Raw genomic sequence first — 24,972 nt, 5'->3', positions numbered from 1 at the left:
GTCAGGCCTTGCCGGTCGACTTGGTCTGGCGCACGTGCTCTTCCAGCTCACCGAAGGTGGGCCGGACCGCCGAGAACAGCACCTTGCGCCCGAACTCCACCGCAAGCTGAGGCGGATAGCCGTTCATGCTGGCCAGCAGCGTCGTCTTGATGCACTCAAGCACCTTCATGGCCTCGTCCGTGCGGCGCTCCACGCGGGAGGCCAGCGGACCGACGAAACCGTACGCCAGCAAAATACCCAGGAACGTGCCGACCATGGCCTTGGAGATCAGGTCGCCCAGGATGGCGGGCGGCTGGTCCACGGCCGCCAGCGCCTTGATCACGCCCAGCACTGCGGCCACGATACCGAACGCAGGCAAGCCGTCGGCCATCTGCTGCAGCGCATGAGCCGGCACTTCGCGCTCGTGGCGGTAGGTTTCGATTTCCTCGTCCATGAGCGTCTCGATTTCGAACGAGCTCATGTTGCCGCTGATCATGATGCGCAGGTAGTCCGTAATGAACTCCATAAGCTTCTCGTCTTTGGCGATGCGGGGATATTCGCTGAAGATCGGGCTGGAGCCCGGATCCTCGATGTGCGATTCGATGGCCATCAGGCCTTCGCGGCGCGCCTTGTTCAGCAATACGTACAGGAGCGCCATCAGCTCCATGTAGACGTCCTTGCCGTAGCGCGAGCTCTTGAGCGCGTCGGGGAGCGCCTTCTTGACCAGCATCAGCGACTTCTTGCTGTTGCCCGCCAGGAAAGCCCCGAACGCCGCGCCGAAGATCAGCGTCAGCTCGAAGGGCTGGTAGAGCGCGCCCAAGTGTCCGCCCAGCGCCATGAAGCTGCCGACGACCGACACGATCACCACAAGAAAACCGATAACAATCAACACAACGGGCCCCTGCCAACGAAGTCTATAACTTGCGTCAATGATCCCCTGTCCCCCCTGCCCCAAAAAGGCGGGTTAGGGGGTGTTTTCCAGGGCTTTTGATGTATTTGGACGCCCGATCAGGTCGGAGCGGCGGTCGCAATGGGGGCTGCACGGGTGCCGGCACGTGCCTTGGCGGCCGCGCGCGTCTTGCCCGCGCGGGGTGGCGGACGGCAGATGGCGCACACAAAATCCGATTGGGGATCATGGGCGTGGGCGATGAAATGGCCGCCGCACTGCCGGCATGCGGAAAGCTGCAGCATGCCGCTGTCGAAGAATCGCACCAGCATCCACGCCCGGGTAAAACTCAGGACGGGCTCGGCATCCGCGGCTTCCTGCCCCGCGTTTTCGAGATACAGGCGATACGCGTCGATGGTGGCGCGTATGCCTTTGCTGGTGGTGCGCGTATTCAGAAACGAATACACGTTATAGAAGAGAGAGGAATGGATATTCGGCAGCCAGGTCATGAACCAGTCGACCGAAAAAGGCAGCATGCCCTTGGGTGGCGAGCAGCCGCGGATCTCGCGATACAGGCGGGCGAGGCGATCGTGGCTGAGGCTGGTTTCAGCCTCAAGCACCTGAAGGCGCGCGCCCAGCGTAATCATGGAGCTGGCAAGCAGGATGTCGTCCGCTTCCTGGGAAACGCTCTTGGAGGCCATGACAGGTGTGTCCGAGTGGGGATTCGCGGGCCGTCAGGCCAGTTCTTCGACAGGCTGCTTGGCGAGCAGGATGGTGGCGTGGGCTTGTTGCAGCGCACCACCCAACACATCATGGGTCAGCGCCGACAGCAGGCTGTAATCATCGAAACGGAAGCGGCACAGCAGCGAGCTGGAGCTGGCCAGTTTTACCAGTTGCGCCGGCGAAAGGCGCATGAGAATGTCAGCGACTTCATTGCTGAACCCCAGGCGGAACATCGATGCGGCATAGTCATCACGCAACATCCGCTGAGCCAGTAACAAATATGACAGATTCACTTCGCGAATATCTGCCAGCAAAGAATTTTCTACTTGTTGCACGCCGTACTCCCTATCCCTATCCCACCCGAGGGGCTTGATTACTCATAGCGCAGGCAACGTGTGTTACCTGTCCGCTCGCTGCATCCTGTTTTAATGCGAAATGTATCATTTGTTCGCAATTTAAGTAAAATTTACCACAGGTCATGTCATTTTCTATGACTTATATGACAAATCTTTGTTGATGTTGCGCAACGTGCCTTTCTAGACACACCTTGACATACAAGTTCGTGACAAATTTTGGTCAATTTGCCAAATAAGCATTCAAAACGTTGCGTACTTCCTGAAATGAACGGCCGCCCATTGCCGACAATGCCATCTTGACGATTCCCTAGATTCGCCCGCATCACCGTAGCCGCGCTTGTCGACAATGTCGCAAATTGACAACATCGACCGCGCTTCACGATCGACTCCGCCAGAATTCCCGCAATGCCCCACGCAGATGACAGCCTGGTCGAATATGCGCCGCTAGTTCGGAAGCTGGCCCTGCAATTGCTCGCCCGTTTACCCGCCAGCGTCGAACTCGATGACCTGATACAGGCCGGCATGATCGGCCTGCTCGACGCCGTCCGCCGTTACCAGGAAACCGCGGACGCTCAGTTCGAGACCTACGCCACGACGCGCATTCGCGGCGCGATGCTCGATGAGCTTCGCGGCCAGGATTGGCTGCCGCGCAGCGTGCGCACGAAAGCCCGCAAGATCGAACAGGCGATCCAGTTTCTGGAACAGCGTTTGATGCGCGCGCCGACCGAAGCCGAGATCGCCAAGCAGCTAGACCTGCCGCTGGACGAATACCAGACGCTGCTGCACGACGCGCAAGGCGTGCAGATCGTTCACTACGAAGACTTCACCACCGAGCCCGATTCGGCATCGGGTCAGGCGGACTGGTCCGCGACGTTGAATCACGGCGCGCCCAGCGGCAATCCGCTGGACTCGCTATTGGCCGGCGACTTCCGGCAGGCCTTGGTTCATGCCATCGACGCCCTGCCCGACCGCGAAAAGCTGTTGCTGTCGCTGTGTTACGAGCAAGGGCTGAACCTGAAGGAAATCGGCGCGATCATGAATGTGACCGAGGCGCGGGTGTGCCAATTGAGGTCGCAGGCGACGGCGCGGATACGCGCAAGGTTGAAAGATCAGGCCTGGCAGGAATTGCCGCAGGAAGGGCAGATCGCGCAGATCATCTGATTTTCTCCGGCGGCGGAATCCGGGTAATTTTCAGCCAGCGCGGATTCAGGGGGAAAATCGGACCTTGTTCACGCCTTCCGGGCCGTGATGGGGCTGCTAGCCTTGCGGACTAGCCCACAAACTTGTGCGCCGCGAACCGCAAAAGCCTCGCAGCGCACCACGACCCTCCCGGAATTTCGCCATGAGCGCACCCGACCGCTTGACGCAGGCCATTTCTGACGCCTACGACGAAACCCCCTATCTTTCCCTGCCGTTTTCCTACACGGCGCCCGGCAGCCTGCGCGCCGTGGCGCATCTGTATGGCATTTCCTCACCTGAATTGAATCGCGCGCGCGTGCTGGAACTCGGCTGCGCGGCAGGGGGCAATCTGCTGCCGTTCGCGATAGCGTATCCCGACGCCCGCGCGGTCGGCGTCGACCTGTCGCCCCAGCAGATCGAAGCGGGCCAGCGCGCGGCAGAGGCCGCCGGAGCACGCAATCTCGATCTGCACGCCATGAGCCTGACGGACATCACGCCCGAGTTCGGCACGTTCGACTACATCATCTGCCACGGCGTCTTCAGCTGGGTGCCGCCGGAAGTGCGTGACGCGATCCTGCGCATCTGCAAGGAGAACCTCGCGCCCGAGGGCATCGCCTATATCAGTTACAACACCTACCCGGGCTGGAAGGCGTCGGATGTCCTTCGCGACGCCATGATGCTCAACAGTTTCGGGGCGCAGACGCCGCAAGAAAAGGTGGCGCGCGCCAAGGACATGCTGAACCTGATTGAAAACGGCCTTTGGGAAAATAATCCCTTGCAGTCGGCGCTGCAGCACACTGCGCAAAAGCTGCGGGGCCAGAGCGATCACTATCTGCTTCATGAATACCTCGAAGCCGTCAACACGCCCTGCTACTTCCTGGAGTTTGCCGCCGCAGCCCAGCAGGCCGGGCTGGCCTATCTGACGGACGCCGAACCGCAACTGACCTTTCCCTCGACGTATGGCTCTCGGGTTGCGCTGGGCCTGAACGGGCTAGCCGTCAATGCCGGCCGTGAGATGCGGGAACAGTATCTGGACTTCGCCGTGGGCCGATCGTTTCGAAAGAGCCTCCTGGTACACGCTGAACGCGCCGGCGCAATGCTGGAGCAGCCTGAGGGCGGCGCGTTCACCAAGATGTTTTTTGCCGCCGACCTGCGCCCGCAACCCACACCCGCAGGCGCTCCGCCCCAGCAGCGGGATTACATGACCGCGCGCGGGGCGACCTTGAGCTCCCGCGATCCGGTCGCTCACTCGCTGATGGACCTGCTGGGTGAATCCTGGCCGCAGTCGGTCACATTCGACGCAATTCGCGAAGCCGCGACCGCAAATGCACCGGACAAGTCTGGGCAAGAACTCACCGACGCGTTGCTCGCGCACGTCATAGCCCTGGTGCAGTCCAACGCCTTGAGCTATCGCCTGGAACCCTCGTCATATGGACGTTCGCAGCCCAAGCCACAGCTCATCGCCGGGGCGCTGGACCTGCTGCCCGTAGTGATCAAGCCTGACAGCCAAATCAGCATGCACAATCTGTGGCATCAAGGCGTAACGCCGCCGTCCGATCCGCTCAGCCTGCACATTATCGGCATGATGGATGGTTCCCGCACGACGGCCGAATTGCGCAGCGCCGTGCGTGACGCGCTGACCGCCGGTCGGCACCCCCATCCGAATGGCCAGACATATAAGGGCGCTCGAAATCTTGAGCCGGTAGCCCAGGAGTTTCTTAATTCACTTATGGTCAAACTGCGCCGCAACGGTCTTTTGCTCAATTGACGGCATGGCGCTCCTGCCAATTTCTCCCGAGGGATTGGCAGGAATCTGTAATTCGCCACCAGAAATACGATTGCCCCCAAAAAAAACCCTAAAGATTGTTTTTAGGCTGCCGTAATCCTGGCAACGGAGAAATTCGAAGACATAAGTCACCGAGTTCTTCCCGTTACAAAGATGGGCGGCCCCGCTGCCCGGTTTGAAGAAGCCTTTCTCTCTTGGGAGCCTAAACATGGCTGCAGTCATCAATACCAACTACTTGTCGCTCGTTGCTCAGAACAACCTGAACAAGTCGCAATCTTCCCTGGGTACCGCCATCGAACGCCTGTCGTCGGGCCTGCGCATCAACAGCGCCAAGGACGACGCCGCCGGTATGGCGATTGCCAACCGCTTCACCGCGAACGTCAAGGGCCTGACCCAAGCCGCTCGTAACGCCAACGACGGCATCTCGCTGGCTCAGACGACCGAAGGCGCCGCCTCGGAAGTCAACACCCACCTGCAACGCGTTCGCGAACTGTCCGTGCAAGCCGCCAACGGCAGCTACTCGCAAGAACAGCTGAACTCGATGCAAGACGAAATCAACCAGCGTCTGTCGGACATCGATCGCATCTCGCAACAAACCGACTTCAACGGCGTGAAGGTTCTGTCGGATTCGGCCAAGCCCCTGACGCTGCAAGTCGGCGCCAACGACGGCGAAACGATCACCCTGAACCTGACCGAAATCAGCGTCAAGACCCTGGGCCTCGACGGCTTCAACGTCAACGGCTCGGGCGTGACCCAGAACCGTTCGGCCACCGTGTCCGACCTGCAAGCCGCTTCCGGCACCACCGTTGGCGCCAACGAGTGGAAGGTCACCACGACGCACGAAGCCGTGACCGCTGAACAAGCTTTCGGCAAGCTGGAAAACGGCAACAAGGTTACCGTTTCCAACGGCACCAACGCTGACACGGTCTACACGTACGACGCGACCAACAAGAACTTCACGTTCACGAACTCGGCTGTCGGCACGACCGCGGTTGGCGATCTGGCCACCTCGCTGCGCCCCGCCACCGGCACCGTCTCGGGCACGTACAACAACGTCGGTTCGAACTCGACGTCGTTCGAAGTCGACGCCACGGGCAAGGTCACCATCGGCGGCCAAGACGCCTTCCTGGATTCGGCTGGCAACCTGACGACCAACAACGCTGGCACGGGCACGACCGCCGCCACGCTGGACGGCGTGATGAAGGCCGCTGCAGCCGTTTCGACCGCCGGCGACGCCAGCGTGACGATCGGTGGCAAGACCTACAGCAGCACCGGTACCGCCAACAACCTGGAATTCACCGACACGATCAGCAGCGACGCTCTGCTGGCCAACGTGAAGGCGAACGCGACCGCCACGGACGTGACGATCACCCTGGGCCAAGGCATCACCAGCGCCACCCTGACGTTCACGTCGGGCAAGTCGACCGACACGTACGTCGACGAAAAGGGCACGTTCACCACGACCAAGTCCTACGACACCAACTACCTGGTTGACCCCAACACGGGTAAGGTCACCGTCAAGAGCGGCACGGGCACGGGCGACTACGAAGCCAAGATCGGCAAGGAAGCCAAGGTCAACAGCGCCGGCAACCTGACGACCGAAGACACCAGCAAGGGCACGAAGACGACCGATCCGATGAAGACGCTGGACGCTGCCTTCACGAAGCTGGACAAGCTGACCGGCGAACTGGGTGCTGTGCAGAACCGTCTGGAATCGACGATCGCCAACCTGAACAACGTGGTCAACAACCTCTCCAACGCTCGTTCGCGTATTCAAGACGCCGACTACGCCACGGAAGTGTCGAACATGTCCAAGGCTCAGATCCTGCAACAGGCTGGCACCTCGGTTCTGGCGCAAGCCAACCAAGTGCCGCAAACCGTGCTGTCGCTGCTGCGTTAATTCCCAGCGGAAAGCACCGAGCGCTCAGGAGAACGCATGTTTCTCCTCAGCGTGGGCCGGAGCTGGTCCTTCGCGCCAGCACCGGCCGCCCCGAAACCCGCCATATGGCGGGTTTTTTTATTGCCTCAAGCATTTGGCGATGTTGTCCAAACTGAAGGGCAATTCCGACGCTGATTCGCCGAATGAAGGGTGCAGGCGCTTTTTAGAATTGCACGATCACTGTTTAGCGGTTTGCGCCCACCCGTCCCCCTATTTATGTCGATTCCGGCCTTTCTTCAACGCCAAGCCCACACGGATCCGGGGCGTCTCGCCCCAAGCCATTCGCCCGGGCACATTCGCGCCAGTGCGCACCTTTACGGCGTCGAGTCGGTCCCATTGGACAAGGCAAGAGTCCTGTCAATTGGCTGCGGCCGCGGGGAAGGATTGCTGCCTTTCGCGGTGGCGTATCCCGAGGCTCAAGTCGTCGGCATTGACGCGGACCCCGCGGCCATCGAACTGGCCCGGGAAGCCGCCGAGGCATTGGACGCGAACAACGTAGTATTTCACCATTGCGGCTACGGTGAACTGGACGAAGGCTTCGCGCCATTCGACTACGTGATTGTGTCGGGGCTGTATAGCTATCTTCCGGCGGACGAAGCTCAGGCCCTTTTGAGTTTCTGCGGCCGAATCCTTTCGCCGCTCGGCATCCTTTACGTGGACTACCACGTCTACCCGGGAGCGAAGGCATTTGAGGTCGTACGTGATGCCGTGCTGCTACATGGGCACGCGGCGCAGACGGACGCCGAGGTCAAGGCAGCGGCCCAGGCCGCCCTGACATTGTTCACGGACGGCATCGCGCCGGCGAATCCGTTCGCGTCAGCGCTTAACGCCACAGCGAAAAGGCTGGAGGGGCACCTCAATGAACCGACAGTCACCGCGCCGAATCCGCTGTCGATCAACCCATGCTACTTCGTTGAATTTGCGGGCCAGGCCGTCCAGGCTGGCTTGGCCTATGCCGGCGACACGCAGCCGCTCTCCGAAGTTGCCCTGGGCTTCGGCCCTGGTGTCTCCCTGTCAAACAGCCTGTTGACGATGGGGCAGACGCCCGTCCTCAAGCAACAGTATCTTGATTTCGCGACGGGTCGAGGCTTTCGCCAGAGTCTTTGGATAGCCGCCAGCCGCCCAACGGCGGGACCGTTCAACCTCGACACTGCCCGATTCAAGGACCTGCGCTGGGCTAGCGGTCTGCAACGTCTGGCGGGCGGCGACGCTTCAGGCACCGTTACCTACGTCAACCAATGCGGCCAGGTGCTGTCAACTGCCGAGCAGTCCGTCCAGATCGTCGTTGACACGCTCGCGCATGTATGGCCCGCCTCCCTGCCCTATACGACGCTGCTTGCATGCGTCATGGTTCGCCAGGGTCTGGACGATGCCGCCGCCCGAAAGCTGCTGGACAAGGCTGTGCAGACACTGCTCGAGAACGGCGTTGCACATTACTGCCTTGACCCGAGTCCCTACGACGTGGCGAAAGACGGCGTCCTGCGGATTCTGCCGTCGCTCAAGACCCTGAGCCAGCCAGGCGAAAATTTGAAAGTTGGCTTCAATTTCTGGCACGAACCCGTCAAGCTTCAAATCACCGAAGTCCAGCAAGCGCTTGGATCCGCCCTGGCTGCGCAAATGCCGTTGGCTGCGCTCGCCACGCTGGCGACGTCCCAGGGAAATAATGCCTCCGCATTCGGGCTAAGCGCGGGTACGCCCGACGTCGCAGAGTTTCTGCACCTCCTGAAACGCTTTGGCCTGCTCCAATCGCCCGCCAACGCATGGCTAGTGTGGTTGCGCGACGGATTGGCAGCCGCCAACGGCCAGGCGCCCTATTTCGGGCTTTATGTAAGCGCGTTGGCCAGGACGTGTCTCGAGGCCGGCGTGCTGTGCGGCAACGACAACAGCCCGCCACCACCGAATGCGCTGCTCAATCAAGCCAACCGCATGCAGGAACTCATGCGGGAGAACGCGTATCAGCAGGCCGAGACGATTGCCCGCAAGCTCACCCAAGCCATGCCGGGGTTCATTGACGCCTGGGAGGTGCTGACAGCATGCCTGTTCAACACAAACCAGTTGGAAGCAGCGATGTTGGCGGCCATGCAAATGCTGCAACGAGCGCCCGCGGACATGCGTGGCTATGTACTGATAGGCATATGCCTGGCTCGCATGGAGCGCACCTCGGAAGCCATCAATGCAAGCCGCCGGGCGGTGGAACTTGCGCCGGCCAGTGCGCATGCCCATTCCGCCTTAGGCGATTCGCTGAGCGCTGAACGCCGCTACAAGGAAGCCCGCATCGCTTATGAAAATGCGTTGACGAGGGATCCGGCCCACCGAAAATCGCGACTGAACCTGACAAAGGTGTTGATCGATTCCGGAGATATCGTTGCTGCCGAGAAAGCAGCTCGCGACTCCGTCGCGGCCTATCCGGATTCCACGACCGGTTACAGCAACTTGTTGTTCGCGACCAACTATGCGCCCGACAAATCGGCCAGCGAGGTGTTTCAGGCGTACCAAGAGTGCGACCGCCGGTTGTTCAGCCATCTCAAGGAAAAATGGCGCAAGCATTCCAACCCTGCAGATTGGAATCGACGCTTGAAGATCGGGTACGTATCTCCGGATCTCAAGAAGCATTCCGGCAACCATTTCATCGAGCCGTTGTTCGCGAATCATGATCGGAGCCGCTTCGAAATCACTGCCTATGCCGAGCTTGCATCCGAAGACCAGGTGACGGCGCGCATGAAGTCGTACTTCGATCACTGGGTTCCGACTTCCCGCCTGACCGATGCCGATCTGGCTGAACGCATCCGTGCTGACGGCATCGATGTCCTGATCGACGTCGCCGGCCACACCCAGGGAAATCGCCTGGGCGTGTTTGCCCGCAAGCCCGCCCCGGTATCACTCACCTGGCTAGGCTTTGGCTACACCACGGGCTTGTCCGCCATCGACTACATCATGACGGACGAGGATATGGCGCCTATTGGCAGCGAGGCCTTGTTTGCCGAAAAGCCCTGGCGGCTCGAACAGAGCAATTTCGTTTACCGCGCGGGTCAAGACATGGGGCCGCCCGGCGACCTGCCCGCACTTCGCAACGGCGTTGTCACGTTGGGCACGCTCAGCCGGGCCATCCGCATGAACCACCGGACGATAGGGGTATGGAGCGAAATATTGCGCCGCCTGCCGAACGCCCGCCTTGTGGTTGACAGCAACAGTTATCGCGATCGTCACATGTGCGAGTCGCTGGCTGCACGCTTCGCGGCACATGGCATCGGCCCTCAACAGTTGTCCATCGGATACCACACCCCTCCCTGGGATGTCCTGCGCGGCATCGATATCGGTCTGGACTGCTTTCCTCACAATTCCGGCGTGACGCTGGTCGAGACGCTGTACATGGGCGTCCCCTACGTGACCCTGGCCGACAGGCCTAGCGTGGGCCGCATCGGAAGCTCCGTGCTTTCCGCGGTGGGGCGCCCCGAATGGATTGCGCAAACCGAGGCGGACTATGTGGAGAAGGTCGTCGCCCTGGCCAGCGACCTGCCCGCCCTCGCAAAGATACGCGCCGGCCTGCGCGACGAAATGCATGCCAGCCCGCTGATGGACGAACCCGCCTTCGCGCGCAAGTTCGAAGGCGCGCTGCGCGAAATGTTCAAGAACTGGTGCGAAACCCAAGCATGAAAGCAATCATCCTGGCCGGCGGCCTTGGCACCCGGATTTCCGAAGAGACCCACACGCGTCCCAAGCCGATGATCGAAATCGGCGGGAGGCCCATCCTGTGGCACATCATGAAGACCTATTCCGCCCACGGCGTGAACGATTTCGTGATCTGCTGCGGATACAAGGGCTACATGATCAAGGAGTACTTCGCCAACTACTTCCTGCATATGTCCGACGTCACGTTCGACATGGCCGACAACCGCATGGAAGTGCATCAGCGCAAGGCCGAACCGTGGCGCGTGACCCTGGTGGACACCGGCGAGAGCACGATGACGGGCGGACGCTTAAAGCGCGTGGCCGACTATGTGAAGGAAGACGAGGCGTTCTGCTTCACGTACGGCGACGGCGTGGCCGATATCGACATCACCGCCCTGCTCGCGTTTCACCGCAAGCATGGCAAGGCCGCGACGGTCACGGCCGTGCAGCCGCCGGGGCGCTATGGCGCGTTGCGCCGCGAAGGCGACAGAGTGGCAGGTTTTACCGAAAAGCCGCGCGGCGACGGCGGCCTGATCAACGGCGGCTTCTTCGTGCTGTCGCCCCGCGTGCTATCGCTTATCGACGACGACGACACGACCTGGGAAGCTGGCCCCTTGGAAACGCTTAGCCGGGAAGGCGAATTGCACGCGTTTGAACACCTGGGCTTTTGGCAGCCCATGGACACGCTGCGCGAAAAGAACCTGCTGGAATCCCTCTGGAGCACGGGCAAGGCGCCATGGAAAGTCTGGTAACGCCCAGCGCAGGATTCTGGCGCGGCAAACGCGTGCTGGTGACCGGTCACACCGGCTTCAAGGGCGGCTGGCTGGCGATCTGGCTGCAGCGGCTGGGCGCGCAGGTGACCGGCATTGCCCTGCCGCCGTGCACGCAACCCAGCTTGTACGAAGCCGCCCGCATCGGCGACCTGATCGACAGCCGCCGTTGCGACATCCGCGACGCCGCTGCATTGCGCGAGCAGGTGCTCGCCGCCCGTCCGGAGATCGTGCTGCATCTGGCCGCGCAGGCGCTGGTGCGCCCGAGCTATGCGCAGCCTGTGGAGACGTTTGCCGCCAACATCATGGGCACCGCCCATCTGCTGGATGCCCTGCGCGCCACGCCCTCGGCCCGGGTCGCGGTCATGGTCACGACCGACAAGGTCTACCGCAACAACGAATGGCCCTACCCGTACCGCGAGAACGACGCATTGGGCGGACACGACCCTTACAGCGCGAGCAAGGCCGCCAGCGAGCTGGTCATTGCGTCCTATCGCGATGCCTTCCTGCGCGAGCAGGGCCTGGCCGTGGCCAGCGCGCGCGCGGGCAACGTGATCGGCGGCGGCGACTGGTCGGCTGACCGCCTGCTGCCCGATGCCGTGCGCGCCTGGCAAGGCGGCCGCGATCTTCATGTGCGGCGGCCCCAATCGGTGCGCCCGTGGCAGCACGTGCTGGAACCGCTTGCCGGCTACCTGACCCTGGCGGAATCGTTGTGGAACGCGCCTGACCTCGCGGATGCCTATAACTTCGGGCCCGATGCGGCCGAAGCAGCGTCCGTGCGCACCGTGGTGGATCTGGCTCAGGCCGCGTATGGCAAGGGCCGCGTGGTCTATGCCGAGCAGATCGAAGGCCCCCATGAAGCGGGGCTGCTGACGCTGGACACGTCCAAGGCGCGCGCCGTGCTGAAAGTGGCGCCCCGATGGCCGCTGGCGCAGGCGGTCTCGCGCAGCATGGACTGGTACCGGCGCTTTGACGCGGGCGAGGACGCGCTGCCGCTCTGCCATGCCGATATCGACCAGTACGAGGCGCATCCATGAGCCTGGGCGTTCTCGACACCCCGATTTCGGGCCTGAAGGTCGTGCAGCGCCATCCGCGCGGCGATACCCGCGGATTTCTGGCGCGGCTCTTCGATGCATCCGATCTGGCCGCGTGCGGCTGGACGGGGCCAGTCGCCCAGGTCAACCACACCTACACCGCGCAGGCCGGCACCCTCCGTGGCATGCACTACCAGTTGCCGCCCTTTGCAGAGATGAAGCTCGTGAGCTGCATCCGGGGCGTGGTCTGGGACGTCGCCATCGATCTGCGGCAGGGTTCACCCACGTTCCTGCAGTGGCATGCGGAACGCCTGTCAGCGGACAACGGCCGCGCGCTGCTGATTCCCGAAGGCTTCGCTCACGGCTTTCAGACGCTGAGCGACGACGTGGAAATGCTGTACTGCCACTCCGCCCCCTATGCCCCGCAGGCCGAGGCCGGCCTGCATTTCCAGGAGGCCCGCGTCGGCATCTCCTGGCCCGCCCCCCCTACCCTCGTGTCCGAGCGCGATCAGCAACACCCGCGCCTGGACGCGGCTTACTCTGGAGTCGCACTGTGAAGTGCCGCCATTGCCAGGCCGAACTGCGCCTGCCTTTTCTCGATCTGGGCCACGCCCCGCCGTCCAATGCCTACCTGAGCGAAGCGGCGCTGCGTGGTCCGGAGACCTGGTTTCCCCTGCGCATTCTCGTGTGTGAATCCTGCTGGCTGGTCCAGACGGAAGACCACGCGGGCCGCGAAGCCCTGTTCACCGACGACTACGCCTACTTCAGCTCCTTCTCGTCGTCGTGGCTGGCGCATTCGCGCCGCTACGTGGACGCGATGATCGGCCGCTTCGGCCTGGGCAAGGACAGCATGGTCGCCGAGATCGCGGCCAACGACGGCTATCTGCTGCAGTACGTCAAGGACGCCGGCATTGCCTGCTACGGCGTGGAACCCACGGCCAGCACCGCGCAAGCCGCACGCGACCGCGGCATCGACATCGTGCAACGTTTCTTTGGCGTGGAGCTGGGCGACGAACTCACCGAATCGGGACGCGCCGCGGACCTGATCGCCGCCAATAACGTATTGGCGCATGTCCCGGACATCAACGACTTCGTGTCGGGCTTTGCCGCGCTGCTCAAGCCGCAAGGCGTGGCGACGTTCGAATTCCCGCACCTGCTGCGCATGGTGCAGGAAGGCCAGTTCGACACGGTCTATCACGAACACTATTCCTACCTGTCGCTCACGGCGGTATCGCGCATCTTCACGGCCAACGGCCTGTCTGTGTTCGACGTCGAGCACCTGAGCACGCACGGCGGCAGCCTGCGTGTTTTTGCGCAGCGGCTGGACACGGGCAAACACGAGGCAAGCGCCGAAGTCGCGCGCACCCTGGACGAAGAGCAGCGGGCTGGCGTCGCCACACCGGATTTCTACGCGTGTTTCCAGCAGCATGCCGAGCGGGTCAAGAACGACCTTCTGGCGTTCCTGGTCGAGCTGCGCCGCGGCGGTAAGCGCATCGCCGCCTACGGCGCGGCGGCCAAGGGCAACACGCTGCTGAACTTTGCCGGCGTGCGCCCCGACCTCTTGCCGTACGTGGTGGACCTGAACCCCGCCAAGCAGGGCAAGCACCTGCCCGGCAGCCATATTCCCATCGTCGCCGAAACCCGGCTGCGCGAGGACCGGCCCGAGTACATCCTGATCCTGCCCTGGAACCTGAAGACCGAAGTGTCGGAGCAGCTTGCCTACGCCCGCCATGATTGGAGCGCCAAGCTGGTCACGGCGATCCCGTCGCTCTCCATCGACAGCGGTCCGCACGCATGAATCACCGGCCGGTCACCGTTCTGGGCGCCTCGGGCTTCATCGGCCGCCACCTGGTCGCGCGCCTGCGCGCCGATGGCGTCGCCTGCGACGCGCCGCCGCGCCAGGACGCGGGCCTTTTCAGCCGGCCGCTGGGACACGTGATCTACGCCATCGGCCTGACCTCGGACTTTCGCAGCCGTCCGCTGGATACCGTGGAGGCCCACGTCTGCCTGTTGCGCAGCCTGCTCGCGCACGGGGATTTCGACAGCCTGACCTACCTGTCCAGCACGCGCGTGTATTCGGGCGCCGCCAGCACGCGCGAAGACGCCACGCTGCGCGTCAATCCGAACGACCCGAGCGACCTGTACAACCTGTCCAAGCTGATGGGCGAATCGCTTTGCCTGCATGGCGGACGGCCGGCCAAGGTGGCGCGCCTGTCCAACATCGTCGGCCTGCGCGACACGCCGGACAGCTTCATCGACCAACTGCTGGAGGAAGGGGCGCGCGACGGCCGCATCACGCTGCGCACCGCGCTGGAATCCCGCAAGGACTATCTGCACATCGACGACGCCGTGTCGCAGATCATGGCCATCGCCCTGTCCGACGCGGCCGGCATCTTCAACGTCGCGCACGGCGCCGGCGTGGAGAACCGCGAGGTCGCCGCTTGTGTGCGGGAGGTGCTGGGCTACCCCGTCTCGGTGGCGCCCGATGCGCCGGCGTGGGCGTTCGATGACATCGACGTGCAACGCACGCAAGCGCTTGTCCGCCGCCCCCCGCGTCCGTTTTCCGAATTTTTCCCGAATTTTCTAGCGCAGTACCGCCTGCACAAAGGAATCTGAATGTCCTACCTTGAAACCACGCCCGACGCGCACCCGGAATACCGCCAGGAGAAGGAAGCCCGCATTGCCGGCTTCGCCAAAGACCAGGAGTTCCGCGAGCTGTCCATCGCCTGGCGCCAGATGGCGCTGGAGCGCAAGTACATGAACAACTTCTCGTGGGCTGGCCGGCCGCTCATCCAGCTGCCGATGGACGCCATGGCGATGCAGGAACTGATCTGGGCCGTGAAGCCGGACCTCATCATCGAGACGGGCATTGCCCACGGCGGTTCGCTGATGCTGTCGGCATCCATGCTGCAACTGCTGGGCGCCGGCGACGTGGTCGGCGTGGATATCGAAATCCGCGAGCACAACCGCAAGGCCATCGAGGCCCATCCGCTGGCCAAGCGCATTCATCTCATCGAGGGCTCCAGCATCGACCCGGCAACGATTGCGCAAGTGCGCGCGCATGCCGAAGGCAAGAAGAACATCATGGTGTGCCTGGACTCGAACCACACCCACGACCACGTGCTGGCTGAATTGAACGCGTACGCGGATCTCGTCAGCGTGGGTAGCTACTGCGTCGTGTTCGACACCTTCGTGGAAGACATGCCGGCCGACTACGAGTGGCCCGGCCGCCACTGGGGCAAGGGCAACAACCCCAAGACGGCCGTGTGGGAATGGATCAAGCAGCACCCCGAGTTCGAGATCGACCGCTCGGTCGAAGACCGCCTGCTCGTCACGTCGGCGCCGGACGGCTTCCTGCGCCGCGTGGCCTGACACACCGATAGCGCCATGATTCACATCGATCCCACCGCCCGTGTATCTCGGCTTGCCGACATCGAAGATTCCACACGCGGCACGCGCATCCTGATCGGGCCGAATGCAGTGATCGACGCTTTCGTGAAGATCAAGCCTGCAGGCGGATCCGGCGACGTCGAGATCGGGCCAGATTGCGTCATCAACGCTGGCTGCGTCCTTTACACGGGCCACGGCATCCGCATGGGCGCGCGCGTGGCTGTCGCTGCGAACTGCACATTCGCGCCCGCAAACCACGAATTCCGTCGCCGCGACCAGCCCATTCGTGAACAGGGATTTCGTCCCAGCAAGGGCGGGATCGTCATTGAGGACGATGTCTGGATTGGGGCCAATTGCGTGCTGCTGGATGGCGCAATTCTGCGCGAAGGATGCGTGGTCGCCGCCGGCACCGTCGTACGCGGCGAGGTGGCGGCATTTTCCATCCAGGGCGGCAATCCGATGAAGGTGCTGGGCTGGCGGGAAGAAACCGGCGCTTGAAGACGCCAGAAGAACTCAGACAACGGTAACAACATCATGAGCACCACCCTGCGCGATCGCTTTGAATCCGAAGGCTATCTGGTCTTGAAGGACTTTTGGAAACATGGCGAATTGATCGAACTGGAGAACCAGCTGACGGAACTGGGCCAACGCATTGTCGGCCCCCGGTTCGATGCACGGGACTACGAGCGATACGACTTGGAACCCGCCACGCAATCGCTCCTGTACGACAGGCTGAAATATTTGCCCGCGTTGTCGCGCATGTCCGGCAGCCCTGCAGTGCATGAACTATGTCGGGAGCTTGGCTTGGCACACCCGTCGTTGATGGGCTGCTGCAACATGCGTCTGGACAAACCAGCCGACTCGCGCCACCTCTTTGCCTGGCACCAAGATTCGCTTTACCTGCTAGGATCCGCGAACGCCGTGACGCTCTGGGTACCCTTTCAGGACGTCAATCTGCAATCCGGTACGATCCAGGTGATCCCGGGCAGCCACAAGCGCGGCATCTATCCGTTCAAACGGATTAGCGACAAGGTAATCGCGCCCTACGTGCCCTTCCTGCAGCGGGATCTGAGTCTGGATTGGGACGTGACCGAGGCGCCTGAAACCATCACGGCAAGCCGAGGCGACGTGGTGATTTTCAAACAGATGCTGTTGCATCGCAGTACTCCCAATCTGGGCAAGCAAATTCGCTGGACGACCCAACTTCGCGTCACCGATCTGGCCGATCCAGAGTATCGCCGCCAGCGGTTTCCCACCGGCGACCGGACCAACATCTTCTACGTCGACTACCCGAGCCATGATGCCGAAAAGCGACGCCAGGCCGAAACGGAAAATACAGCAGCATGAACGACACCATCGACCCTTCGCGCTTTCGCCAGGATGGCCGCAGCACTGGCCGCGAAGTTAACTACCGCGCCGACCTGGGTGACTTCTTCAACGGCGCCCGCGGCAATGCCGTGGAGAAGCTAGAGAACTTTGCTTGCTTTGTCCCACGCCAAACCATCGCGCGATTCCTGTGTCTATCGGAACTGTTCAAAATGGCGTTGCACGTGCAGGGCGACATCATGGAGTGCGGCGTCAATTGGGGCGGGGGATTGATGACGTTTGCCCAACTCAGCGCCACGCTCGAACCTGTGAATCTGCAGCGGCGCATCGTCGGGTTCGATACGTTCTCGGGCTTTTCCGGCATCTCCGAGCAGGACCAGCACGCCGTGATTCAAACCACCGAGCGGCGCGTACACGGATACGAAGCGGACAGCTACTCCGACCTTCACCGCGCCATCGAACTGTTTGATGCAAACCGCTTTATCGGGCATATACAAAAAGTTGAATTGGTGAAGGGCGACGTGGCCGAAAGCGTGCCCCGCTACCTCGAACGCGAACCGCAGACGGTGGTCTCGCTGCTACACCTGGACCTTGACCTGTACGAGCCAACGAAGATTTGCCTGGAGCACTTTGTGCCCCGCATGCCCAAAGGGGCCGTGATCGTGTTCGACGAATTGAACAATCGCACTTGGCCAGGCGAAACCCTCGCCGTCATGGAAAAGCTCGGATTGAACAAGCTGCGAATTCAACGTTTCACCTACGAGCCGCACATCAGCTACGCCATTCTGGAATAGGCGTCCCTTCTCCCTGTGCACGGCCTGCTCACGGCCACGGCTTCAAAAACAAGCGCCTGCCATTGCGCGGCGGCGGCCTCCGGTCTGGCCGCCCTCTTGCTCGGATGCCCACATCTTGCCTTAAGGGAATGGGACACACGGTCCTAACGTGACTTTTATCCCCCAATTCTCCCTTTGCCCCGCTTCTTCCTTACTTCATAATTGCGCTCGCACGCCTTTGTATCCATATTTTTCACCCGATGACCGCCACGCCTCCAGATCCACTCGCTACGCAGCACGACGGCACTCCGGATCCAGACGGCCAGGGGCCGGCGGACACGCGGACCCAGCGCCTGCAGGAAGAAAACCGCGCCCTGCGCGAACTGCTGGCCGCGCAGGTGCACGCGTCGCTGCCGCGGCAGGACCCGGGCTGGGTCCGGCGCCTGGGCTGGTGGCTGATCTCGGCGCCCGGCGCGGCGCTTGTCGGGTGGCGCAGCCTCTTCGGGCGTGACGATGGCGAACCCATCACGCGCCGCAGCGTGGGGTGTGCGGCGGTGACCGTGATCTATACGCTGGCCATTTATGGCGCACTGGTGCTGCTCGTCGTGTCGTGGAATTCGCCCAACACGGCAACGTCGGGCTCGACAGCCGCCAGTCCGGTGCGCGTGCCCCTGACTCCGCAGCCGACCCAGCCGCCTGAATCGGAAGCGGCCAACAAGCGCGCCGCGCCGTCGCCGGAGGGACGCCAAGAAGACAAGGCGACTGATTCCGCGTCGGATCGGCCGGCGCCGGACGCCTCCTCTTCCGCGGCAGATCGGCCTGAGACGGACGCTGCTGCTTCCGCGTCGAATCAGGCCGCGCCGGCTTCTTCAGCGCCGGATCATGCCGACGGGGCTTCTTCAGCGGCGGATCATGCCGGTTCGGCGGCCGCTTCCGCCGAACCGGCTCGCGCTGCGGCCTCCCCATCATCTGCCGAACACGCGCCCACCGGCCCGCAGCCGTCGCTGCGCATCACCGTGATCCCCGCGCCGGACCCGATGGCGTGGGTCGCCGCGCTGGATGGCGAACTGGAACGGTGCGCGGAACTGGGGTTCTTCGAGCGTCCTGAATGTGCATGGGCAGCGCGCAAGCAATTCTGCGAACCCAATCAAGGGTGGGGCAAAGTGAAGGAATGTCCGGCGCAACCGTAGTGCGCCAAGGCCGCTAATGGCGCGGCGCGCCCATAACCCGCTGAAATCGGGCATGTCACATGCCCGCCACGTACGCGCATCACAATGCAACACGGCCCGCGATCATTGCGAAATGTTTTGCATCATTCGAACAGCGTGCCCCATAATGCGACTTGCTTCGGCCGTTGACCCGGCCTCACCTCACCAGGACACCTAGACCATGGATGCTTCCGTCAACAACACCGTCAATTCCGCCCTGGCCCTGCGCGACGCGAATCTCATGATGGAAGTGCAGGCATCGGTCACGAAAAAAGCGATCAACGCGCAAGCCGACTCGGTCGCCACGCTGCTCCAATCGCTGCCGGTGCTGGCCATCGACGGCACGCTGGGTTCGCGCATCAACACCCACGCCTGAATCCCTGCCGCGCGGCAATCGGCCGCAACGCACTGAACGAAGATCAGCCGCCCACGGGCGGCTTTTTCGTGGCCGGACAGGACGGGCCGGGGATTCAGACATCTGCGCCAAAGCTCGTTTTCGATAGCCGTGGACGCTGCGTCGCTTACCCTCCGGTGACCGTTCAATCCCCCGGCTTGCGCCCCAACCCCACAAGCAGCTTCGCCAGCAACCCATCCAGCTGCGCCTGCTCCTTCTGCGTCAACGACGCCAGTGCCTGCTGCTCATTCGCCACGTGCAGCGGCAGCAGCTTGTCGATGAGCGCCAGGCCGGCCGGGGTAAGCCGCACGAGCGTGCTGCGCCGGTCGTTGGGTGATGGCACGCGTTCGATGAGGCCCTTGCGCTCCAGGCGGTCCAGGCGGCTGGTCATGGCGCCTGACGACAGCATCAGGCCTTCATGCAGGTCGGTGGGCGTCATGGCGTAGGGGTTGCCCGACCGCCGCAGCGTGGCGATGACGTCGAATTCGCCTTGATGCAGTTCGAATTGCGCGGCCAGGGGCAGGAACCAGTTGCGCTCCAGCAGATGCGTGGCTTGCAGCAGACGCCCCACCAGCGCCATCACGTTGGCGTCGATGTCGGGCCGCTCGCGCTGCCATTCTTCCTGCGCACGCCTTGCTCGGTCATTCATGATTGTCTCTGCGTGAAGCTATTTGCGTTGGCAGCAATGATATCCCGTTGCTGAACGCACCATGCCGTCTATATACTTCGACATCAAATAACTTGATGTCGAGATATCCATGACGCGCGTGAGGTTACGTCCATTGTTTGCCATCGCCGCCATCGTGGCCGTAGCGCTGAACCTGCGGCCCGCCCTGGCCGCCATCGGGCCGTTGCTGGACATGATCCAGGCGGCCACCGGCGCAACCAATACGCAGGCCAGCCTGTTGACCACCTTGCCCGTGTTCGTCATGGGCGTCTGCGCGCTGGCGGGTGCACGCATTTCGGGGTGGTTGAATGAGCGGATCGGGATCGCGCTGGGCGTGGCGCTGGTGGCCGTTGCTTGCGCGGCGCGCTTCGTCGGGACGCAGACCTACGGGCTGCTGCTGACGGCGGTGCTGGCGGGGGTCGGCATTGCGCTGGTGCAGACCTTGCTGCCTGCCTTCATCAAGCGCAATTTTGCGCATGACATGGGACGCGTGTTTGGCTTGTACACCACCGGCATCATGGCGGGCGCGGCCGTGGCGGCGGCCAGCGCTGCGGGACTTGCAGGCAGCTTCGGGTGGCCCGCCGCATTGGCCTTCTGGAGCGTACCCGCCCTGCTCGCACTGCCGCTGTGGCTCAAGGCCGCGCAAGGTCGAGCCGAGGCGACATTGCCCCTTCACCGCCCGGCTCGCGTGGCGCCGCGAAGCTTCTGGCGCAATCTGCGGGCGTGGGAGCTGATGCTGTTCTTTGGCATCGGCACCGGGGCCTACACGCTGGTGCTGGCGTGGCTGCCGCCGTTCTATACCAGTCTCGGCTGGGAACCTGCCGCCGCGGGCTTTCTGCTGGGCGGCATGACGCTGGCCGAAGTGATGGCGGGTCTGGCCGTGTCGGCATGGATCGGCAGGTTTGCGGATCGCCGCAAGCCGCTGGCCGCCGTGTTGACCCTTCTGATCGGCGGACTGATATGCCTGATCCTGGCCCCCCTCAAGCTGGCGCTGCTGGCGTGCCTGCTCCTGGGCATCGGCATCGGCGCGCTCTTTCCGTTGTCGCTGATCGTGGCGATGGACCACCTGGACGATCCCGCGCAAGCGGGAATGCTGGCGGCTTTCGTGCAAGGCGGAGGCTACTTGATTGCAAGCTTCATGCCGTTGCTGGCGGGCGTCCTGCGCGATCGGTTTGCAAGTTTGACCGAGGCATGGATCGTGATGCTGGCCGGCGCGGTCGTGCTGCTGGCGCTGGCCCTGCGGTTTTCGCCCGCCTCGTATCGGCGGATCGACGCCGGATAAACAACGCACACATCCACAGCGCGCACATCCACAACGAACACACGAAAAAAAGCGCCGTCCCCTCAAAAAGGGGCGGCGCTTTTTGTTGCGACCGCGGCAAGCCGCGGCGCGTTACTTCTTTTTCATCGGCGGCAGATCGGTGCAGACGCCTTCGGCGACTTCCGCGGCCATGCCCACCGATTCGCCCAGGGTCGGGTGCGGGTGGATGGTCTTGGCGATGTCGACGACGTCGGCGCCCATTTCCACGGCCAGGGCCAGTTCGCTGATCAGGTCACCCGCGTGGGTGCCCACGATGCTGCCGCCCAGGATGCGATGCGTCTCGGCGTCGAAGATGAGCTTGGTGAAGCCCTCGTCGCGGCCGTTGGCGATGGCGCGGCCGGAGGCGGCCCACGGGAACACGCCCTTCTCGATCTTGATGCCCTGCTTCTTGGCTTCGTCTTCGGTCAGGCCGACCCACGCCACTTCCGGATCGGTGTAGGCCACCGACGGGATGACGCGCGCGTCGAAGAAGGACTTCTGGCCGGCGGCGGCTTCGGCGGCGACGTGGCCTTCATGCACGGCCTTGTGGGCGAGCATGGGTTGGCCGACGATGTCGCCGATGGCGAAGATGTGCGGCACGTTGGTGCGCATCTGGCGATCGACCTCGATGAACCCGCGGTCGGTCACGGCGATGCCCGCCTTGTCGGCGCCGATCTTCTTGCCGTTGGGGCTGCGGCCCACGGCCTGGAGCACCAGGTCGTAGCGCTGCGGCTCCTTGGGCGCGCCCTCGCCTTCGAAGGAGACGTAGATGCCGTCCTTCTTGGCCTCGGCGCCCACCGTCTTGGTCTTCAACATGATGTTGTCGAAGCGGTAGGCGTTCTTCTTCTGCCACACCTTGACCAGGTCGCGGTCGGCGCCCTGCATCAGGCCGTCCAGCATTTCCACGACATCCAGGCGCGCGCCCAGCGTGGAGTACACCGTGCCCATTTCCAGGCCGATGATGCCGCCGCCGATGATGAGCATCTTCTTGGGCACTTCACGCAGCAGCAAGGCGCCGGTGGAATCGACGATGCGCTCGTCCTGGGGCAGGAACGGCAGCTTCACCGACTGGCTGCCGGCGGCGATGATGGCCTGCTTGAAGCGCAAGGTCTGCGACTTGCCGTCGGCGCCCTTGACCGTCAGGTGGTTGGCGTCGGCGAACTCGCCCACGCCCGTCACCACGGTGACCTTGCGCGCCTTGGCCATGCCGGCCAGGCCGCCGGTCAGCTTGGCGACCACGCTGTCCTTGTAGCCGCGCAGCTTGTCCAGGTCGATCTTGGGCTCGCCGAAGCTGATGCCGTGGGCAGCCAGTTCGCGCGCTTCGTCGATGATGGCGGCGTTGTGCAGGAGCGCCTTGGACGGGATGCAGCCCACGTTCAGGCAGACGCCGCCCAGCGTGCTGTAGCGTTCGACCAGGACCACGGACAGACCCAGGTCGGCAGCGCGGAAGGCGGCGGAATAGCCGCCAGGGCCCGCGCCCAGCACCAGCATGTCGTATTCGCCGTCGGCCGAACCGCTGTAGGTGGCGGCGGCGGGCGCTGCAGCCTTGGCGGCAGGCGCGTCGGCCTTGGGGGCTTCCGGCTTGGAAGCGTCCTTGGCGGCCGGCTTGGATTCAGCCTTGGGAGCCTCTTGCTTAGCGGAGCCAGCGTCAGCACCCGAGGCCGCTTCCACTTCCAGCACGACCGCGCCTTCGGCGACCTTGTCGCCGACCTTGACGGCGATGGACTTGACCACGCCGCCTTGCGACGCCGGGATTTCCATCGAGGCCTTGTCGGACTCAACCGTGATCAGGCTCTGTTCCGCCTTGATCGTGTCGCCCACGGCAACCAGCACCTCGATGACTTCCACTTCCTTGAAGTCGCCGATGTCCGGCACTTTGATTTGAACGGTATTGCTCATAGGGCTCCCCGTTTACAGCGCGATGCGGCGGAAGTCGGCCAGCAACGCACCCAGATAGGCGTTGAAGCGCGCGGCCGAGGCGCCGTCGATGACGCGGTGGTCGTAGGACAGCGACAGCGGCACCATCAGGCGCGGCACGAACTGCTTGCCGTCCCAGACGGGCTTGTGCGAGGAACGCGACACGCCCAGGATCGCCACTTCCGGCGCGTTGATGATGGGCGTGAACGAGGTGCCGCCGATGCCGCCCAGCGACGAGATCGAGAAGCAGCCGCCCTGCATTTCGGCGGGCGAGATCTTGCCGTCACGCGCCTTCTTGGACAGCTCGGTCATTTCCTGGGCGATCTGCAGGATGCCCTTCTTGTCGGCATCGCGGATCACCGGCACCACCAGCCCGTTGGGCGTGTCGGCCGCAAAACCGATGTGGTAGTACTGCTTGAGCACCAGGTTGTCGCCGTCCAGCGAGGCGTTGAACTCGGGGAATTTCTTCAGGGCCGCAACCACGGCCTTGATCAGGAAGGCCAGCATCGTGACCTTGATGCCCGACTTCTCGTTTTCCTTGTTCAGCGTGACGCGCAGCGCTTCCAGGTCGGTGATGTCCGCTTCGTCATTGTTGGTGACGTGCGGGATCATGACCCAGTTGCGGTGCAGGTTTGCGCCCGAGATCTTCTTGATGCGCGACAGCGGCTTGGCTTCGATCGGACCGAACTTGGTGAAGTCGACCTTCGGCCACGGCAAGAGGCCCAGCGCGGCGCCATCGGCGGAGCCGCCGGCAGCGGCGGCCGCCGGGGCAGCCGACAGGGCCTGCTTGACGAAGCCGCGCACGTCGTCGGCAGTGATGCGTTCCTTGGGGCCGGTGCCCTTGACCTTGGAGAGGTTCACGCCCAGTTCGCGCGCAAACTTGCGCACGGACGGCGAGGCATGGGGCAACTGGCCGGGCTTGAGGTTGGCGTCTTCCAGCGCGGCGGCGGGCGCCGGGCGCGCGGCCGGGGCCGACGACGCTGCGGCCTCGGGCTTGGCCTCGGCCTTCGCTTCCGACTGGGCGGCTGGGGTCGCGGCTTCGGACTTAGCAGCCGGCGCGGCAGCTTGCGCACCGCCTTCCACCACCACCACGACCGAACCCTTGGCGACCTTGTCGCCCACCTTGACCTTCACTTCCTTGACCACGCCGCCTTGCGAGGCCGGGATCTCCATCGAGGCCTTGTCGGACTCGACGGTGATCAGGCTTTGCTCGGCCTTGATGGTGTCGCCGACCGCGACCATGACTTCGATGACTTCAACTTCCTTGAAGTCGCCGATGTCCGGCACTTCGATCTCGACCGGGCCGCTTGCGGCAGCCGGGGCCGAGGCCTCGGCCTTGGGCGCAGCAGCGGCCGCCTGCTTGGGTTCTTCCTTGGCAGCCGGCTTGGACTCGGCCTTGGGGGCCGCTTCCTTGGCGGCGCCAGCGTCCGCCTCGGCCGCTTCCACTTCCAGCACGACCGCGCCTTCGGCGACCTTGTCGCCGACCTTCACGGAAATGGACTTCACCACGCCGCCCTGCGACGCGGGGATCTCCATCGAGGCCTTGTCGGATTCGACCGTGATCAGGCTTTGTTCCGCCTTGATCGTGTCGCCCACGGCAACCAGCACTTCAATGACTTCCACTTCCTTGAAGTCGCCGATGTCGGGAACCTTGATTTGCACGATGTTGCTCATGT

Annotated in this window: 22 protein-coding genes; 16 read left to right on the top strand and 6 right to left on the bottom strand. The window is 63.2% G+C overall.

Features of this window, described 5'->3' with window-relative positions:
- Position 1 precedes the first annotated feature (1 nt).
- The 3 genes from motA to flhD all read right to left on the bottom strand — a co-directional run bounded on the left by motA (position 2) and on the right by flhD (position 1,923).
- Complete coding sequence (gene motA / locus H4P35_RS10690; RefSeq protein WP_062840907.1) at positions 2–871, bottom strand: flagellar motor stator protein MotA; 870 nt, start codon at positions 869–871, stop codon at positions 2–4.
- Positions 872–987: 116 nt separating this feature from the next.
- A complete protein-coding gene (gene flhC / locus H4P35_RS10685; protein ID WP_056316560.1) occupies positions 988–1,566 on the bottom strand; it encodes a flagellar transcriptional regulator FlhC in 579 nt (192 codons plus the stop codon).
- 33 nt (positions 1,567–1,599) lie between these two features.
- Positions 1,600–1,923: a flagellar transcriptional regulator FlhD gene (gene flhD, locus H4P35_RS10680; protein WP_006219025.1), complete on the bottom strand. Its 324-nt coding sequence runs from the start codon at positions 1,921–1,923 to the stop codon at positions 1,600–1,602.
- A 426-nt stretch (positions 1,924–2,349) separates the two neighbouring features.
- Between flhD and H4P35_RS10675 the strand changes: the two genes are divergently transcribed.
- The 15 genes from H4P35_RS10675 (at position 2,350) to H4P35_RS10605 (ending at position 19,394) form a co-directional block, all read left to right on the top strand.
- Positions 2,350–3,105, top strand: a complete 756-nt coding sequence (locus H4P35_RS10675) for an RNA polymerase sigma factor FliA (protein WP_062840906.1) — start codon at positions 2,350–2,352, stop codon at positions 3,103–3,105.
- A gap of 181 nt (positions 3,106–3,286) precedes the next feature.
- The gene (locus tag H4P35_RS10670) at positions 3,287–4,891 is read left to right on the top strand and encodes a methyltransferase regulatory domain-containing protein (RefSeq protein ID WP_226848994.1); all 1,605 of its coding nucleotides are present in this window, start codon (positions 3,287–3,289) and stop codon (positions 4,889–4,891) included.
- Between the two features lie 226 nt (positions 4,892–5,117).
- Positions 5,118–6,809 (top strand): flagellin, encoded by a 1,692-nt coding sequence (locus H4P35_RS10665; RefSeq protein ID WP_226848993.1) that lies wholly within the window; start codon positions 5,118–5,120, stop codon positions 6,807–6,809.
- 375 nt (positions 6,810–7,184) lie between these two features.
- Positions 7,185–10,502, top strand: a complete 3,318-nt coding sequence (locus H4P35_RS10660) for a methyltransferase domain-containing protein (protein WP_226848992.1) — start codon at positions 7,185–7,187, stop codon at positions 10,500–10,502.
- Positions 10,499–11,269, top strand: a complete 771-nt coding sequence (gene rfbF / locus H4P35_RS10655; protein WP_180099986.1) for a glucose-1-phosphate cytidylyltransferase — start codon at positions 10,499–10,501, stop codon at positions 11,267–11,269. Before H4P35_RS10660 ends, rfbF begins: the two co-directional genes overlap by 4 nt.
- Positions 11,254–12,324 (top strand): CDP-glucose 4,6-dehydratase, encoded by a 1,071-nt coding sequence (rfbG, locus tag H4P35_RS10650; protein WP_226848990.1) that lies wholly within the window; start codon positions 11,254–11,256, stop codon positions 12,322–12,324. The genes rfbF and rfbG overlap by 16 nt, the downstream gene beginning before the upstream one ends.
- Entirely contained in the window at positions 12,321–12,878 is a 558-nt protein-coding gene (locus tag H4P35_RS10645) for a dTDP-4-dehydrorhamnose 3,5-epimerase family protein (protein WP_152384164.1), read from the top strand. Before rfbG ends, H4P35_RS10645 begins: the two co-directional genes overlap by 4 nt.
- On the top strand, positions 12,875–14,119 hold the full coding sequence (locus tag H4P35_RS10640) for a class I SAM-dependent methyltransferase (protein WP_226848988.1): 1,245 nt from the start codon (positions 12,875–12,877) through the stop codon (positions 14,117–14,119). The genes H4P35_RS10645 and H4P35_RS10640 overlap by 4 nt, the downstream gene beginning before the upstream one ends.
- Entirely contained in the window at positions 14,116–14,937 is an 822-nt protein-coding gene (locus H4P35_RS10635) for an NAD(P)-dependent oxidoreductase (RefSeq protein WP_226848986.1), read from the top strand. Before H4P35_RS10640 ends, H4P35_RS10635 begins: the two co-directional genes overlap by 4 nt.
- Positions 14,938–15,693 (top strand): cephalosporin hydroxylase family protein, encoded by a 756-nt coding sequence (locus tag H4P35_RS10630; protein ID WP_152384161.1) that lies wholly within the window; start codon positions 14,938–14,940, stop codon positions 15,691–15,693.
- A 15-nt stretch (positions 15,694–15,708) separates the two neighbouring features.
- Positions 15,709–16,209 (top strand): DapH/DapD/GlmU-related protein, encoded by a 501-nt coding sequence (locus H4P35_RS10625; RefSeq protein ID WP_226848984.1) that lies wholly within the window; start codon positions 15,709–15,711, stop codon positions 16,207–16,209.
- A gap of 36 nt (positions 16,210–16,245) precedes the next feature.
- Positions 16,246–17,058, top strand: coding sequence for a phytanoyl-CoA dioxygenase family protein (locus H4P35_RS10620; RefSeq protein WP_226848981.1), 813 nt, complete (start codon positions 16,246–16,248; stop codon positions 17,056–17,058).
- Positions 17,055–17,831, top strand: coding sequence for a class I SAM-dependent methyltransferase (locus H4P35_RS10615; RefSeq protein ID WP_226848979.1), 777 nt, complete (start codon positions 17,055–17,057; stop codon positions 17,829–17,831). The genes H4P35_RS10620 and H4P35_RS10615 overlap by 4 nt, the downstream gene beginning before the upstream one ends.
- 239 nt (positions 17,832–18,070) lie before the next feature.
- Positions 18,071–19,000, top strand: a complete 930-nt coding sequence (locus H4P35_RS10610) for a hypothetical protein (protein WP_226848977.1) — start codon at positions 18,071–18,073, stop codon at positions 18,998–19,000.
- Between the two features lie 199 nt (positions 19,001–19,199).
- The gene (locus tag H4P35_RS10605; protein WP_056316520.1) at positions 19,200–19,394 is read left to right on the top strand and encodes a putative motility protein; all 195 of its coding nucleotides are present in this window, start codon (positions 19,200–19,202) and stop codon (positions 19,392–19,394) included.
- 163 nt (positions 19,395–19,557) lie between these two features.
- Here the strand turns inward: H4P35_RS10605 and H4P35_RS10600 are convergent, their stop codons facing one another.
- Positions 19,558–20,061 carry a MarR family winged helix-turn-helix transcriptional regulator gene (locus H4P35_RS10600; protein ID WP_226848976.1) on the bottom strand — a complete coding sequence of 168 codons (504 nt, stop codon included), beginning with the start codon at positions 20,059–20,061 and terminating at the stop codon, positions 19,558–19,560.
- 109 nt (positions 20,062–20,170) lie between these two features.
- Between H4P35_RS10600 and H4P35_RS10595 the strand changes: the two genes are divergently transcribed.
- A complete protein-coding gene (locus H4P35_RS10595) occupies positions 20,171–21,361 on the top strand; it encodes an MFS transporter (RefSeq protein ID WP_226848975.1) in 1,191 nt (396 codons plus the stop codon).
- Between the two features lie 111 nt (positions 21,362–21,472).
- Here the strand turns inward: H4P35_RS10595 and lpdA are convergent, their stop codons facing one another.
- Complete coding sequence (gene lpdA / locus H4P35_RS10590; protein WP_226848974.1) at positions 21,473–23,278, bottom strand: dihydrolipoyl dehydrogenase; 1,806 nt, start codon at positions 23,276–23,278, stop codon at positions 21,473–21,475.
- A 12-nt stretch (positions 23,279–23,290) separates the two neighbouring features.
- Entirely contained in the window at positions 23,291–24,970 is a 1,680-nt protein-coding gene (gene aceF, locus H4P35_RS10585) for a dihydrolipoyllysine-residue acetyltransferase (protein ID WP_226848973.1), read from the bottom strand.
- Between the last annotated feature and the right edge of the window lie 2 nt (positions 24,971–24,972).

It is taken from the genome of Achromobacter sp. 77 (assembly GCF_020541125.1).
GTDB lineage: Bacteria > Pseudomonadota > Gammaproteobacteria > Burkholderiales > Burkholderiaceae_B > Achromobacter > Achromobacter mucicolens.
The sequence above is the reverse complement of the archived record's forward strand: the minus strand, read 5'-3'. Positions and strand labels throughout refer to the sequence as shown.